The sequence below is a fragment of the Paenibacillus cineris genome, from assembly GCF_018333335.1.
GTDB classification, from domain to species: Bacteria; Bacillota; Bacilli; order Paenibacillales; family Paenibacillaceae; genus Paenibacillus_AQ; species Paenibacillus_AQ favisporus.
In genome coordinates this window covers 74,047-88,228 of record NZ_BORU01000005.1, presented here as the reverse complement: position 1 = coordinate 88,228, position 14,182 = coordinate 74,047, and the positions used below count along the sequence as shown (strand labels likewise).

The window sequence follows — 14,182 nt, the reverse complement described above, 5'->3', positions numbered from 1 at the left end:
CTCATACGGCCTATAACATTCATTTCTTTAGCTCATTCTATCTGCTTAGCAAAAGGCCTACTTGGTCGCCTGTTTACTGCTGCTCTCTGCGATCTTATCCTCGACGAACTTCTGCATCGTCTGCAGCGTTTCGTCTAAGTCCACATTGCCCCGGACGATATCGGCACAGTACGTATCCACGGCTTCGGCTACGTACGGATAGTATTCGTAAGTGTAGATGTACAGCGATTTGGTCTCCTGCTCATTCGAGGTGAAGAAGGACTGCATGAACTGCTTGTACTCCGGACTTTCGTTCACCTGCTTACTTGCGACGATTTGTCCGGCTTTCGCCCATTCCAGGGAATGCTCGCGCACGAATTCCAGGAAGGCGCCGATGCCCGCTTCTTTCTCGTCCGAGCGCTTGTCGTTCTTAAACATCGTGAACAAGTGGGAGGAAGCGCGGTTCGTGAACTTGTCCGCCGTCGGCGAGTACACGTTGGTTACGCCGAAATTCAGACCGTCAACCTTGGCGTGGGCCGTCGAGCTCCAAGTTCCGTCTGTCGAGAACAGCACTTTGCCGGACTGGAACATCAAGTATCCGTCTTCGCCGAACGGTGTCATAAGGCCGGCGTCGGCGATCTTTTTCACATTTTCAAAAGCCTGCTTCATCACCGGCGTATTGACGGCCGGCTTGCCGTTGTCCTGGATGTCTCCGCCCAGGTCCTGAACCTGTGCCAGAATGACCCAGCCCAACAGCGCATCGTTGACGACATATTCGTCCGAAGCCAGTTTGCCTTTCAGGGACAGCATTTCGTCGATGGTGACGACATTGTCGTCGAGAATGGATTCCGCGTTATACTTCTTCAGCAAATCTTTGTTGTAGTACATGACGTTGCTGTGAATGTCGAGCGGAACCGTATATTGGGTGCCGTCGATGCTGCCTGTGGACCAGGCTTGCGGCAGGTAATTCGCTTCCTTGATTTCCGGCTGCCCCTTGATCGCGCTTTCGATCGGTTCCAGCACGCCCTGCTTCGCGAAGCCGGGAACGCGGTCGGCATGGATAATGGCCAGGTCCGGAACGCCTTTGCCCGAGTTCAGCACGGTCGAAAGCTTGGTGTACATATCGGAAGTGATGACGTGCTTCACTTTGATGTCGGGATTCGTCGCGTTGTATTCTTTAACGATCTCATCCATATATGCTCCGTCGTCGCCCGTCAGCGGCGTCCAGAACGTAATCGTCTTCTCGCTGCTACTTCCGCATGCCGACAACAGCATGCTTGCCGCAAATATCATCAATAATGAAATAACAAAGCTCTTCTTCAAAACTTCCGCCCCCTAAATGGAATACTATATCTCGTATTTTTTTATTGTTCAGCGTACTTCTTTTGATTTGAAAAACTTGAAAGCTTGCAATTTCACACGAGTCCTTTTCACTTGTACGTACATGTTGATGTACATCAAGGCCATGTTGGATAGATGCCGTCATCGCTCCTGCGGGGCGTTTCGTCCCACAAAAACATCTGCCGTTCCTCTTGGCACGATCTTTCCTTTGCCAAACGTCAAAGAGGAATCGGCAGATGCAGTCATGCGAGTCTATGATGTTATGGGTTACGTCCATGCCAATGGATTATGAAGCTGGTATGCCGGAACTCGCCTGCCAGTCAGGCAGCAAGGACCTGCCCTAATTAAGCCTTTTTCAGCCGGATCACGTTCCAGGATGCCTTGGACAGGCGGGTGCTCACAAACCCGTCCTTCAATGCCGCACTGCCTCGCGAATGCGGTTTAACGTTCTCTTCGGCCGCGGTATTGACCGCTTTCAAATCGTCGTTCTCCAGAACGATATGCTCAGCAATCTGGTAGCCTTCAAAGCCTCTGACGTCGCATTCCACGTCAAGCGCCTCCTCCAAATGGCGATTCAGCGCAAAGATGGTCAGCTCTTCTTCCTCTTCGTTATATACGACCGCCGTCTCCAAATAAGGCACATCGGTGTAATCCTGGGCGTCATATTTCGGCGAATCCACGATCGGTTGCAGGGATACCCCGCGTCCGTAACGTGAAGCGTGCAGGTATGGATAGAAAATCGTCTGCTTCCAGGAGCGCCCTCCGGTCTCGGTCATGATCGGCGCGATCACGTTGACCAGCTGCGCAAGGCAGGCCATCTTCACCCGGTCGGCATGCTTCAGGAAGGTGATGAGCATCCCGCCGACCAGCAGCGCATCTTCAAAGTTGTAAACATCCTCCAGCTGCGGCGGACCGACGGTCCAGGGATCGATCTTCGTATCGGCATCGTTTGAATGGTACCAGACGTTCCACTCGTCGAAGCTCAGGTACATCGTCTTCTTGCTCCGCTTCTTCGCCTTCACGTAGTCGCAGGTGGAAATGACGGTGCGGATAAAATGGTCCATGTCCATCGTCCGCGCCAGGAAGTTTGCCGAATCGCCGTCCCGGTTGCCGTAGTACTGGTGCAGGGATACGAAGTCGGCTACGTCATATGTATGATCCAGTGTAATGGCTTCCCATTCCGGGAATGTCGGCATTCCCGTGCTGGAGCTGCCGCATGATACCAGCTCGATATCGGGGTCCACCAGCTTCATGGCCTTGCCGGTCTCATAAGCCAGGCGTCCGTACTCCTGCGGCGTCTTCTGGCCAATCTGCCAAGGTCCGTCCATTTCGTTGCCGAGGCACCAGGTCTTGACCTTATGGGGCTGATCATAGCCGTGGCTGCGCCGCAGATCGCTCCAGTAGCTTCCGCTAGGATGGTTACAGTACTCGAGCAGGTTCCTTGCCGCATCCACGCCCCGTGTTCCCAGGTTGACCGCCATCATGACCTCGGAGCCGATCTCCTTGGCCCATGCCATGAACTCGTTCGTCCCGACTTCGTTCGGCTCGATTGTCCGCCAAGCCAGCTCCAGTCTTCTTGGACGCGACTCGCGCGGACCGACGCCATCTTCCCAATTGTAGCCGGACACAAAATTACCCCCGGGATAACGGATAATGGGCACGCCCAGTTCCTGAACCAGCTGCTTTACGTCCTCCCGGAAACCGAGGCTGTCCGTCTCGGGATGGGACGGGTCATATATGCCGCCGTATACGGCGCGGCCTAAATGCTCAATAAACGAGCCGTAGATGCGCTTATCCACTTCGGCGATCCGAAACGCCTTGTCCACGACCACCCTGGCCTTATTTGCTGCTGATGCCACTGATATCACCTTCCATTTTAGAAAATAATAAAATAATTTGAGATAAATTGAATGAATCCGTTTACAAGTATAAAATAACATACATGAAGTATGCTGTAAATAAATAAATGTAAATCTATTTATATTTTTTTAAACCAAAATTAAATTTCTGTGTCCGGCGCTATGTATAAACTCTAAAAAACCTTATAAAATCAAGGGGAATGCTAGTTTGTTTTACTTTAAAAATACCTAAAGTCCCCTCTGTGATTTGTAGAATATGCTATGACTATTTCGTATATATCTACAAAAAAGGAATGCATGCTTTCATTAACGATTTAGTTAGTTTATAATTATTTAAAATAAAAGAACACCACCTCTACAATCGGAAGAAGGTATTCAATTCCATGATCTATATTAAAAATCTGATGAGCGGGATCGACATTTTCAAGGCCCTCAGCTCGGAAATCCGGATCCAAATTCTCGAACTGCTCGCGAAAAACCAGGCGCTGAACCTGAACGACCTGGCCACCCGGCTGAACCTCAGCAACGGTGCGATTACCATGCACATCAAAAAGCTGGAGGAAAGCGGTCTGATTGAGATCAATACCAGCGTCGGCAAACACGGCATTCAGAAGATCTGTTACTTGAATAAGGACAAACTGATGGTCGACCTGCGCAGCAGGGACGTCGAAAACTTGTATGAAGTTGAAATTCAAGTCGGCCACTATAGCAACTATCAGGCGGTTCCTACCTGCGGTTTGGCCACCAAGGACAGCATCGTCGGCGACTTTGACGACCCGCGCTATTTTGCGGATCCGCAGCGGATCGACGCCGAGATCATTTGGCTGGCGGAAGGGTTTCTGGAATACCGGATTCCGAATTATTTGAAGCCGAACCAGACGTTCCGCGAAATCCAGTTTTCCATGGAGCTCAGCTCGGAAGCACCGGGATATAACGATAACTACCCGTCGGACATTTATTTTCACTTAAACGGGATCGAAATCGGTTCCTGGACCAGCCCGGGGGATTTCGGGGATGCCCGCGGCACGTTTAACCCGGATTGGTGGCCGCCGCATCTGAACCAATACGGCATGCTGAAGCTGATCCGCATCAACAACGATGGCAGTTTCATCGACGGCTGCCGGATTTCCGACGTGACGCTGGACCAAATTCAGCTGGATTACAAGAGCGAGCTTACCTTCCGCCTCTCGGTCACCGAGCAGTCGGTCAACAAGCGCGGCCTGACCATCTATGGCAAAAATTTCGGCAACTACAGCCAGGATCTGCTCGCCCGCGTCCTGTATGATGTTAAGGAAGACTAATACTCGACTGATCTTGCCGTCTCTTCAATTTACGCGCTAACGCCGAATGTTTCGCATGAAATATGGATATCGTGTAAAATGTAATGAAGAGGAGTTGTGAACTATGTCCAATGACGAAATTATTTTGACCCCCGAAGGCCTTGCCCAACTGGAGGCTGAGCTTGAGGAATTGAAGACCGTCAAGCGCAAAGAGCTGGCCGCACGCATCAAGCTGGCGATCAGCTACGGCGACTTGAAGGAGAACAGCGAATATCACTCCGCCAAAGATGACCAAGCTTTTATGGAGACCCGCATTTTGCAGCTGGAGAAAATGCTGACCAAAGCCCGCATTGCCGATAAGGCAGACTCATCCGCTGTCAGTGTCGGCTCATTCGTGAAGCTGCACGATATCGAGTTCAAAGAAGATCTCGAGTACCGCGTGGTTGGTCCGGCGGAAGCCGACGTCTACCAGAACAAAATCTCGTATGAAAGCCCGCTGGGCAAAGAGCTGATCGGTAAAACGGTCGGGGACGTCGTGACCGTCGACGCGCCGATGGGGCTGATCAAATACGAGGTGCTGGAAATCCGTTCTTCCTAAAGACGGCTGCAGTTACCTAATAGGCCATACGTCTAAACAAGGACCGTTCCTAAATACAGGACGGTCCTTTGTTATGAGATCAGAAAGTATAGGTTTCAGAGCCTCCGCTTCCGGATCTCGCAAGAAAAACTTCCGCTAAATGCGGTCTGCCTTCTGTGAAGATACGTCGATAGGAGTTTTTGTTAAGAGATCAGAAAGTATAGGTTTCGGAGCCTCCGCTTCCGGATCTCGCAAGAAAAACTTCCGCTAAATGCGGTCTGCCTTCTGTGAAGATACGTCGATAGGCGTTTTTGTTAAGAGATCAGAAAGTATAGGTTTCGGAGCCTCCGCTTCCGGATCTCGCAAGAAAAACTTCCGCTAAATGCGGTCTACCTTCCGTGAAGATACGTCGATAGGCGTTTTTGTTATGAGATCAGAAAGAAAGTATAAGTTTATGTTTCGGAGCCTATTACCGGACGGGCTTCAGCTCCGCTTCCGTGGACAGCTTGATCTTCTTCAGCCGCTTCATCACATCATTCTCGCCGCGGCCAAAGTAATCGTGCAGCAGGTTGTATTCCTGATACAGCTTCTCGTATACTTCAACGTTCTCCGGAATCGGCTTGAACGTCTCCTCCTTAACGCGCGCCATTTGCTGCGCCGCAGTCACGACATCGTCGTAGCCGCCGGCTTCCTTGCCTGCAGCCACCGCGGCGAAAATCGCAGCCCCGAGCGCCGGCGTCTGCTTGGAATCCGCCACGAAAATTTCGCGTTTGGTCACGTCGGCGTAAATCTGCATCAGCAGGCGATTTTTCTGCGGCAGGCCGCCGCAGGCGTAGAGCGCATCCACATCGACACCGCTCTCCTGGAACGCGTCGACGATTTTCCGGGTGCCGAAGGCGGTCGCTTCAAGCAGGGCACGGTATACTTCCTGCGGCTTCGTCAGCAGCGTCATGCCAAGGATCATCCCCGTCAGGTCGGTATCGACCAGAACGGAGCGGTTGCCGTTCCACCAGTCGAGGGCGAGCAGGCCCGATTGGCCCGGTTTGTAGGCGGAGGCTTCCCTTTCCAGCCATTGGTGAACACTCAGCCCTTCCTTCGACGCAGCTTCCTTCACATAGGCAGGCAAGGACTCTTCCACGTACCACTCAAAAATATCCCCGACCGCTGACTGCCCGGCTTCGTATCCGAAAAGCCCCGGAATGATGCCGTCCTCCACGACGCCGCACATGCCTTCGACTTCTTTTTCTTCCGTGCCGAGCACCATATGGCAGATCGACGTGCCCATGGCCATGACGAGCTTGCCCGGCGTCACGACGCCGACCGCCGGCACGGCCGCATGAGCGTCCACGTTGCCTGCCGCCACCGCAATGCCCGGCTTAAGGCCCATCATCTCCGCCATGGACGGCTGCAGTCCTCCGGCATTGCTTCCGAGCGGAATGACCTCGCCGCGCAGCTTCGTATCGGTCAGATGCTCCAGGCGCGGATCGAGCGCTTTGAAGTATTCCTTGGACGGATAGCCGTCACGCTTATGCCAAATGGCCTTATAGCCCGCCGTACAGCTGTTGCGGACGATGTTGCCCGTCATCTGCGAGATGACCCAGTCCGTCGCTTCCAGAAACATGTTCGTCTTCTCATAGATGTCCGGCGCCTCGTCCAGGATTTGCCAAATTTTGGCGATCATCCACTCGGACGAAATTTTGCCGCCGTACCGGGCCAGAAACGCTTCGCCGCGCTCCTCGGCGATCCGGTTGATCTTGTCGGCTTCCGGCTGCGCTGCGTGGTGCTTCCACAGCTTCACCCAGCTGTGCGGCTGGTCCGCCAGCTCGGCCTGGAAGCACAGAGGCTCGCCGGCCTCGTCGACAGGCAGCATCGTACAGGCGGTAAAATCGATGCCGATGCCGATGATATCCTCAGGATTGACGCCCGATTCACGAACGACGGCCGGCACGGAAGTTCTCAGCACCTCCAGGTAATCGTCCGGATGCTGCAGCGCCCAATCATATTCCAGCTTGATGCCCGATCCAGGGAGACGCTCGTCAATGACATGGTGCGGATACGGCGTTACATGGTCGGCGATTTCATGGCCGTTCGATAAATCCACCAGTACAGCACGTCCGGACTGGGTCCCATAATCCACTCCGATGGTATACTTTTTCCCCATTTTGGATTCCTCCGCATTTCAAATTTATAAGTGCTGTGCGATATCACTTCTGCCCGTAGTAGGCGTTAACTCCATGCTTCCGCAAAAAGTGGCGGTCCAGCAGGCTTTGGTCCATCGGCGGCGTCTCCGGGTTCAGCTGAAGCATCCGGGCCGTTATCTTGGCCACTTCCTCGAGCACCACCGCATTGTGCACCGCATTATGCGCATCCTTGCCCCAGACGAACGGGGCATGCGCATGCACGAGAATCCCCGGCACCTCAAGCGGATCCAATCCCAGCTCGTGGAAACGTTCCACGATGACGTTGCCGGTCTCCAGCTCGTAAGCGCCTTCAATCTCCACCTTCGTCATCGGTCGGGTGACCGGAATCTCACCGTAGAAATAGTCGGCATGCGTCGTCCCGCAAGCAGGCAGCGCCCGCCCGGCCTGGGCCCAGCTCGTGCCCCACGGGGAGTGGGTATGCACCACGCCGCCGATTTCCGGGAAGGAGCGGTACAGCACCATATGCGTCGGCGTATCGGACGACGGGCGCAAATCCCCTTCAACCACCCGGCCTTCCAGGTCAACGACGACCATGTCCTCCGCCTTCAATTCTTCGTAAGGCACCCCGCTCGGCTTGATGACGAACAGCCCGCTCTCGCGGTCGATGCCGCTGACATTTCCCCAGGTAAACGTGACGAGCCCGTGTTTGGGCAGGTCCAAATTCGCTTCCAGCACCTGCTGTTTCAGTGCTTCCAGCATTGCAGACACTTCCTCTCCCACTATAGTTGTACGTACAAGTTGTATGATGAAAGTCCGCATAACCGGACTTTCATCTGCCTTTTTACACGTTAACGTTCAGGTTTACAACCGAGTCCCGCTCCACCAGTTCGGGTTCGTACAGGGTATCTCCGGGAGCCAATCCCTCTTCAATCATCGCGATCAGCTGGCTGGCCGCATCCCGGCCCATGGCCGTCTTGGGATGGGTCAGCGTCGTCAGCTTCGTTCCGGAAGCCGAGGCCAGCATCGAGTCGTCGAAGCCGACGAACGACACGTCCTCCGGCACTCGGAGTCCGAGCTGCAGCGCGGCCCCCATCAGGCTGACCGCCAGCTCATCGTTGTAACAGACGAATGCGGTCGGGCGTTCCTCCGCCGCTCCGCTCAGAAGCTGCAGCGCCTGCCGGAACGGCAGGTCGTTCTTCTGCTCGGTCGTATACGTGACGACCCGCTTCGGAGCTACGGCGACGCCGCGCGCTTTGTGGGCGGCCAGAAAGCCCTTCAACCGGTTGACGCCCTGCAGGTCGTCCCGCTTGAAGAATCCGGCGATCCGGGTATGCCCGTTCGCCAGCAGATGGTCGGCTGCCTTGTAGCCGCCCAACTCATCGTCGACCCGAAGCAGCGGGCACTCGAGCTCCCGGTACTTCTCGTTGATCATCAGGTAAGGAATGCCCTTCTCCTGCAGCTCCAAATAATAGCCAAGGTTCGGGTTGCCCTCCGCGCTCTTCGTCGGTTCGATGATCAGTCCGCTGAGCGGCTGGCTGGTCATCAGCTTCAGGCTCTCCATTTCCTTGTCCTTGTTATTGTCGGTGCTGGACAGCAGCAGCCGGTAGCCTCTGCTCCGCAGCTCGGCTTCCGCACCCCGTACGATATGCGGGAAGATGTAATCCGATATATAAGTCGTCATAATGCCGATCGTCTTGACCAGCTCGCTCTCGCGGCGTCCCGGAAACCGGGCAAAGGTGCCTTTGCCCTGGATCCGTTCAAGCCAGCCTTCCTTCTCCAGCTCGCTGTATGTCTGGCGCACCGTCTGGCGGCTCAGGCCGAACTGTTCGGCAATTTCATTTTCAGAAGGAACCTGCTGCCCGGGCTTCAGCTTGCCCGATTCAAACCAGGACAGCAGCTCGTTCTTCAGTAGAATATATTTGGGAATCCGTCTGTTATTCATCATTCACCTCAGCGGCATGCTCTGTATTTCGGCCTTGCGGGCTGGATCTTCCGATTCATCCCGGAAGGCTTCGTTCTCTTTGAGTATTGTAACACAAGGCCGGGTGAACACAGACATCGGTCCGGTTATCTCAAGCGGTAAGCTGCCTCGCTCCAGCGGAGCTCGTTCTTCAGGCGCTGCACGGACGTATCTTTATCGATGACCACGGCTTCGATGCCGGCCATTTCGGCGAAGTCCGTCAGGTTCTCGGCCGTCATGGCATAAGACAGCACCGTGTGATGCGCGCCGCCGGCCAGGATCCAGGCTTCGGCCGATTCGCGGAGCGACGGCTGCGGCTTCCACAGCACGCGGGCTACCGGAAGCTTCGGCATCGGCTTGTCGACCTTCACGCCGTCCACGACGTTCACCAGAAGGCGGAAGCGGTGTCCAAGGTCGACGAGGGAAGCGTTGACCGCCGGGCCGTCCTGGCCGTCAAACACGATGCGGGCCGGATCCTCTTTGCCGCCGATGCCGAGCGGATGCACTTCAATCGTCGGCTTCGTGGCCGCGATCGTCGGACATACCTCAAGCATGTGCGCTCCGAGAATCATATGGTTGCCCGGCTCGAAATGGTACGTGTAATCCTCCATGAACGACGTGCTCTTGTTATTTGCAAGAACCTTTAGGACGCGGGTCAGTGCAGCCGTCTTCCAGTCGCCTTCGCCGCCGAAGCCGTATCCGGATTCCATCAGCCGCTGCACGGCAAGACCCGGAAGCTGCCGGAGTCCGTGAAGGTCTTCGAACGTCGTCGTGAAGGCCCCGAATCCGCCTTCCTCCAGGAAGCGGCGCATGGCGATTTCGATCCGCGCCTGGTAGGCGATCGCATCGCGCACCGGACCGGCGGACAAGCCTGCCTGCGTAATGCTGTATTGTTCTGCATACTCTTTCAGGAGCGTCTCTACTTCGCTGTCCTGCACTTCGTTCAGAACCTGGACCAAATCACCGACGCCGTAGCCGTTGACCGACCAGCCGAATTGAATTTGCGCTTCAACCTTATCGCCTTCCGTAACGGCTACTTCGCGCATGTTGTCGCCAAAGCGCGCTACCTTCAGGCTGCGGCTCTCCGCGAAGGCTGCCGCCGTACGCATCCACCCGCCAATACTGCGGCGCACGTCTCCGTCTTCCCAGTGGCCGACGACCACTTTGCGGGCGATGCCCAGTCTGGCTCCGATATGGCCGTACTCGCGGTCGCCATGGGCAGCCTGGTTAAGGTTCATAAAATCCATGTCGATCGTTTCCCATGGGATGTCGCGGTTAAACTGTGTATGCAGGTGAAGCAGCGGCTTCTGGAGCTGCGTCAGGCCGCGGATCCACATTTTCGCCGGAGAGAACGTATGCATCCACGTAATAATGCCGGCACAGGATTCGTCGCTGTTCGCCTCAACGATCAGCTGGTAAATCTCGTCGGACGTCTTCACGATCGGTTTAAAAACGACCGGATACGGAATCGCAGCGGTATCCTGTCCGAGCTGCTCCGCGATGATCCGGGAATGATCGGCTACCTGTTCCAGCGTTTCGGGTCCGTATAAGTGCTGGCTGCCGGTTACAAACCAAAATGAATGCGGTTTCAATTTCATGATTATAGCCTCCCAGGTTTCGGTTTCGTCCACTTGCTGTGCGTAAACTGATATTTTTACTTGTACATACTTATATATAGTAATACACAATTTATCAGAACATGTACGTACAAGTTGTATGGGTACATTGTATCCCCGCCATGTGAAAAAGGCAAGAACAATTTTGCCTGATCTGTGCTGTTGACTTGGTAGGAAAAAAGGAGCATAATCGGTTTGAAAATAAGTTAGTGAGTACTTACTTTTAAATTCCATTTGCTGCTGGGATATGCTCTTGCCGGCCGGCAGGATGTCCTGGCAGCAATCCACGCGGGCCTTCTCCAATATGCTTTACGCATGAATGGATAACTCGAAGACGACAATAACCACATCTAAGAAAAAGGAGCAATGCATCATGAATTTCAAACATATTACGGTTGCCGGCAGCGGCGTGCTGGGCAGCCAAATTGCTTTTCAGACCGCCTTCAAGGGTTTTGAAGTCACCGTATACGACATTAACGATGAGGCACTGGACCGGGCCAAAAGCCGGATCCACGATCTGATGCCCCATTATCGGCACGATCTTGGCGCCTCGGAGGAAGAACTTGCCGCGGCTTTTAGCCGGCTCTCCTTCAACAGCGACCTGGCCCAAGCGGTTGCACAGGCCGATCTGGTGATCGAAGCGATTCCCGAAGTGGTGCAGATCAAAACCGATTTTTACCAGGAACTGGGCAAGGTTGCCCCGGAACGGACCGTATTTGCCACGAATTCTTCCACCCTGCTGCCTAGCCAGTTCGCCGAAGCAACCGGGCGGCCGGAGAAGTTTTTGGCGCTACATTTTGCCAATGAAATCTGGAAAAACAACACCGGCGAAATCATGAAGCACCCCGGCACGGACACAACCGTGTTCAACGACGTCATCGAATTTGCCAAGGCCATCGGCATGGTGGCCCTGCCGCTGCACAAGGAGCAGCCCGGCTACATCCTGAACTCCCTGCTGGTCCCGCTGCTGGAAGCCGCCCAGCTGCTGCTGGTCAAAGAAGTGGCCGACCCGGAAACGATCGACAAAACATGGATGGTGGCAACCGGCGCTCCGATGGGGCCGTTCGCCATTCTGGACGTGGTGGGCATCAACACCGCCTACAATATCGGCCTGGCCAAAGCCAAGGCGACCGGCGACCCGGAATTCGAAAAGATCGCGAATCTCCTGAAATCCGAATACCTCGATAAAGGCAAGATTGGCCGCGCTGCCGGCGAGGGCTTCTACAAATATCCGAATCCGAGCTTTGCAGAGCCTGGATTTTTAAAAAGTTAACCTGATATAATCATCTAAAAAGGCATACAAAAAGACCAGCTTACATGCTGGTCTTCTTTGTCACTTCTATTATAATTTTAAATACACGGACACCCTTTTCACGAAACTGAAGGAGATCGATATGAACAAAGGCGAACAGACCAAGCAGCGGATCATCCAGCAGGCAAGGACACTTTTCTCTACGACGGGCTATGACGCCACGAAGACGAGCGAAATCGCCAAAGCCTGCGGCATTTCCGAAGCGGCCATGTATAAATATTTCAGCAGTAAAATGGAGCTGCTCAAAGCGTGCGTTGTTACAGCCGAGCCCGATGAAGAAATTACGGCGCACACAGATTTGAGCCAGAGCACAAACGAAGAGCTGATCGACCGTTACGTGAATAAACGGATCACGATGATCGAGCGCAACCATGAGCAGTACAGCATTCTTTTTGCCGAGTCTTCGCGTTACCCGGAGCTTTCCCAATACTTTGACCAATCCTTGTACCGGCAAAGTGCCGAAATCAAGGAGATCAAGCGGCGGATCGAGGAAGGGAGCATGAACGGGATCCAAGAAATTTTCACCCTGGAGCTGGGTCTGACGGTCGGCATTTGCTCCATTCTCCAGCATGACCAAATGAATCAGGGCGCACTGCTGCAGAACCTTTCCGAGTTCCGGGGCGAAATGACCCGGTTTATGAAATACGGTTTGATCGGCAGGCCATGACTTTTTATTAAAAAGCGGTTATTTAAAATATGCTCAGCCGCGACCGGCCGAAGTCAGCCGCACCCCTATATTCCACGGATCCCTGACGAGAAAGGCGCCTTCTTCCTGCTTTTCCGCAGCCATTCCCGCTTCACGGACCCGCTGGACGAGCTCCTCTACCACACGCGCCCCCGGCAGCACGATCGTCATATAATCGATGCCGGTGCCATTGGCCGGTACCGGCGGCGCTCCAGCGCCGGCCCAAATATTCAGGCCGACATGGTGATGGTAACCTCCGGCCGAGATGAACAGTGCGCGCATTCGCGCATAATCGCCGACCACGTCAAACCCCAGTATATCGCAGTAGAAACGCTTCGCTTCGGGCAGGCTTCCGACATGGAAGTGAACATGCCCGATCACCGTTCCCGCAGGCAGCCCCTGCCATTCCAGCCCGGCCGACTGCTCCAGCAGGCCGCGAATGTCCACCGCTTCGGTGACCATAACGTAATTCCCGTCCGGCTCCTTGCGCCACGTATCTCTTGGACGGTCTGCATAGACCTCGATCCCGTTCTGATCCGGATCGCTCAAATAGATCGCTTCGCTGACCGCGTGGTCCCCTTGGCCAAACGGCGTGTCGGTCTGGATGAAATGGCGGACGACTGTTCCGAGATGTTCCCGGCTCGGCAGCAGGATCGCAAAATGGTACAGTCCCGCATGCGAACGCTCCGGCACGATGACAGCGTCCTCCAGCTCCTCGAGGATCAGAATCGGGCTCGCGGATCCCCTGGGTCCCAGCTCCGCCGTACTCCCCTCTCTTTTCAACACTTCCAGTCCGATAATTTCTGTATAAAAGGTGATGGAACGGTCCATCCGGCTGATCTTGATTTTAACCGGTCCAAGCTTCATTTCAGGATGCATGTCGGCACTCCCCTAACTTTTATTTAATTACTTTTTGTAAGTAAGTATATTTTTATAATGAGTTCTTGTCAAGCAGAAGCTTTGCAGCGAGGATCGGAAGAGCGGTTGAACATTTAGAAGAAACCATCCGGCTCCCTATCCGTATACATTAGAAATATGGCATGACAAGGAGGAATCGAGATGAAGTGTCCGATATGCGAAGACTCCCGCATGAAGGAAGTGGAAAAGGACGGGATCCTGATCGACATTTGCCCGACATGCAAAGGTGTGTGGTTGGACCGCGGAGAGCTGGACAAGCTGATGTCCGACGTGCGTGAAGTCCGCGGAGACTATAATGAATGGTATTACGGAGATGCTGACCGAAACCAGAGGCCGAGGGACAGCTACCCTTCAGGCCAGCCCTATCCGCCGCAGCAGCAGTCCTATGACAAATATGACAAGCATGGCCATTCCTCTTACCCGCATCATAAGAAAAAGAAAAAAAGCGTGCTTGACGTGTTCGGGGACTTGTTCGATTAACGCCCGCCATGCAAAAACCCCTGGCTCCGTGCGG

12 protein-coding genes are annotated in these 14,182 nt (G+C 54.3%); 5 read left to right on the top strand and 7 right to left on the bottom strand.

What is annotated here, in order from left to right; genetic code table 11:
* Window positions 1-57: 57 nt before the first annotated feature.
* Window positions 58-1,272 carry an extracellular solute-binding protein gene (locus KI379_RS29710; RefSeq protein ID WP_212986041.1) on the bottom strand — a complete coding sequence of 405 codons (1,215 nt, stop codon included), beginning with the start codon at window positions 1,270-1,272 and terminating at the stop codon, window positions 58-60.
* 392 nt (window positions 1,273-1,664) lie between these two features.
* On the bottom strand, window positions 1,665-3,260 hold the full coding sequence (gene arfA, locus KI379_RS29705) for an arabinosylfuranosidase ArfA (RefSeq protein ID WP_105444973.1): 1,596 nt from the start codon (window positions 3,258-3,260) through the stop codon (window positions 1,665-1,667).
* A gap of 302 nt (window positions 3,261-3,562) precedes the next feature.
* Between arfA and KI379_RS29700 the strand changes: the two genes are divergently transcribed.
* Window positions 3,563-4,480: an ArsR/SmtB family transcription factor gene (locus KI379_RS29700; protein ID WP_076173556.1), complete on the top strand. Its 918-nt coding sequence runs from the start codon at window positions 3,563-3,565 to the stop codon at window positions 4,478-4,480.
* Window positions 4,481-4,583: 103 nt separating this feature from the next.
* On the top strand, window positions 4,584-5,057 hold the full coding sequence (gene greA / locus KI379_RS29695) for a transcription elongation factor GreA (RefSeq protein WP_076173555.1): 474 nt from the start codon (window positions 4,584-4,586) through the stop codon (window positions 5,055-5,057).
* Between the two features lie 448 nt (window positions 5,058-5,505).
* Here greA and KI379_RS29690 read toward each other — a convergent pair whose 3' ends face one another.
* The 4 genes from KI379_RS29690 to araA form a co-directional block, all read right to left on the bottom strand.
* The gene (locus KI379_RS29690) at window positions 5,506-7,197 is read right to left on the bottom strand and encodes a ribulokinase (protein ID WP_076173554.1); all 1,692 of its coding nucleotides are present in this window, start codon (window positions 7,195-7,197) and stop codon (window positions 5,506-5,508) included.
* A gap of 43 nt (window positions 7,198-7,240) precedes the next feature.
* On the bottom strand, window positions 7,241-7,936 hold the full coding sequence (araD, locus tag KI379_RS29685) for an L-ribulose-5-phosphate 4-epimerase (RefSeq protein WP_076173553.1): 696 nt from the start codon (window positions 7,934-7,936) through the stop codon (window positions 7,241-7,243).
* Window positions 7,937-8,018: 82 nt separating this feature from the next.
* Complete coding sequence (locus tag KI379_RS29680) at window positions 8,019-9,119, bottom strand: GntR family transcriptional regulator (RefSeq protein ID WP_076173733.1); 1,101 nt, start codon at window positions 9,117-9,119, stop codon at window positions 8,019-8,021.
* Between the two features lie 125 nt (window positions 9,120-9,244).
* Window positions 9,245-10,735: an L-arabinose isomerase gene (araA, locus tag KI379_RS29675; RefSeq protein WP_105444970.1), complete on the bottom strand. Its 1,491-nt coding sequence runs from the start codon at window positions 10,733-10,735 to the stop codon at window positions 9,245-9,247.
* A 391-nt stretch (window positions 10,736-11,126) separates the two neighbouring features.
* On the opposite strand from araA, the gene KI379_RS29670 reads away from it, so the two are divergent.
* Window positions 11,127-12,026: a 3-hydroxyacyl-CoA dehydrogenase gene (locus KI379_RS29670; protein WP_076173551.1), complete on the top strand. Its 900-nt coding sequence runs from the start codon at window positions 11,127-11,129 to the stop codon at window positions 12,024-12,026.
* 121 nt (window positions 12,027-12,147) lie between these two features.
* Window positions 12,148-12,732 carry a TetR/AcrR family transcriptional regulator gene (locus KI379_RS29665; RefSeq protein ID WP_212985824.1) on the top strand — a complete coding sequence of 195 codons (585 nt, stop codon included), beginning with the start codon at window positions 12,148-12,150 and terminating at the stop codon, window positions 12,730-12,732.
* 33 nt (window positions 12,733-12,765) lie between these two features.
* On the opposite strand, the gene KI379_RS29660 is transcribed toward KI379_RS29665, so the two are convergent.
* Window positions 12,766-13,629: a VOC family protein gene (locus tag KI379_RS29660; RefSeq protein WP_212985823.1), complete on the bottom strand. Its 864-nt coding sequence runs from the start codon at window positions 13,627-13,629 to the stop codon at window positions 12,766-12,768.
* A 180-nt stretch (window positions 13,630-13,809) separates the two neighbouring features.
* Here KI379_RS29660 and KI379_RS29655 point away from each other — a divergent pair, with 180 nt between their 5' ends.
* Window positions 13,810-14,148 carry a TFIIB-type zinc ribbon-containing protein gene (locus KI379_RS29655; RefSeq protein WP_076173548.1) on the top strand — a complete coding sequence of 113 codons (339 nt, stop codon included), beginning with the start codon at window positions 13,810-13,812 and terminating at the stop codon, window positions 14,146-14,148.
* Window positions 14,149-14,182: the final 34 nt, after the last annotated feature.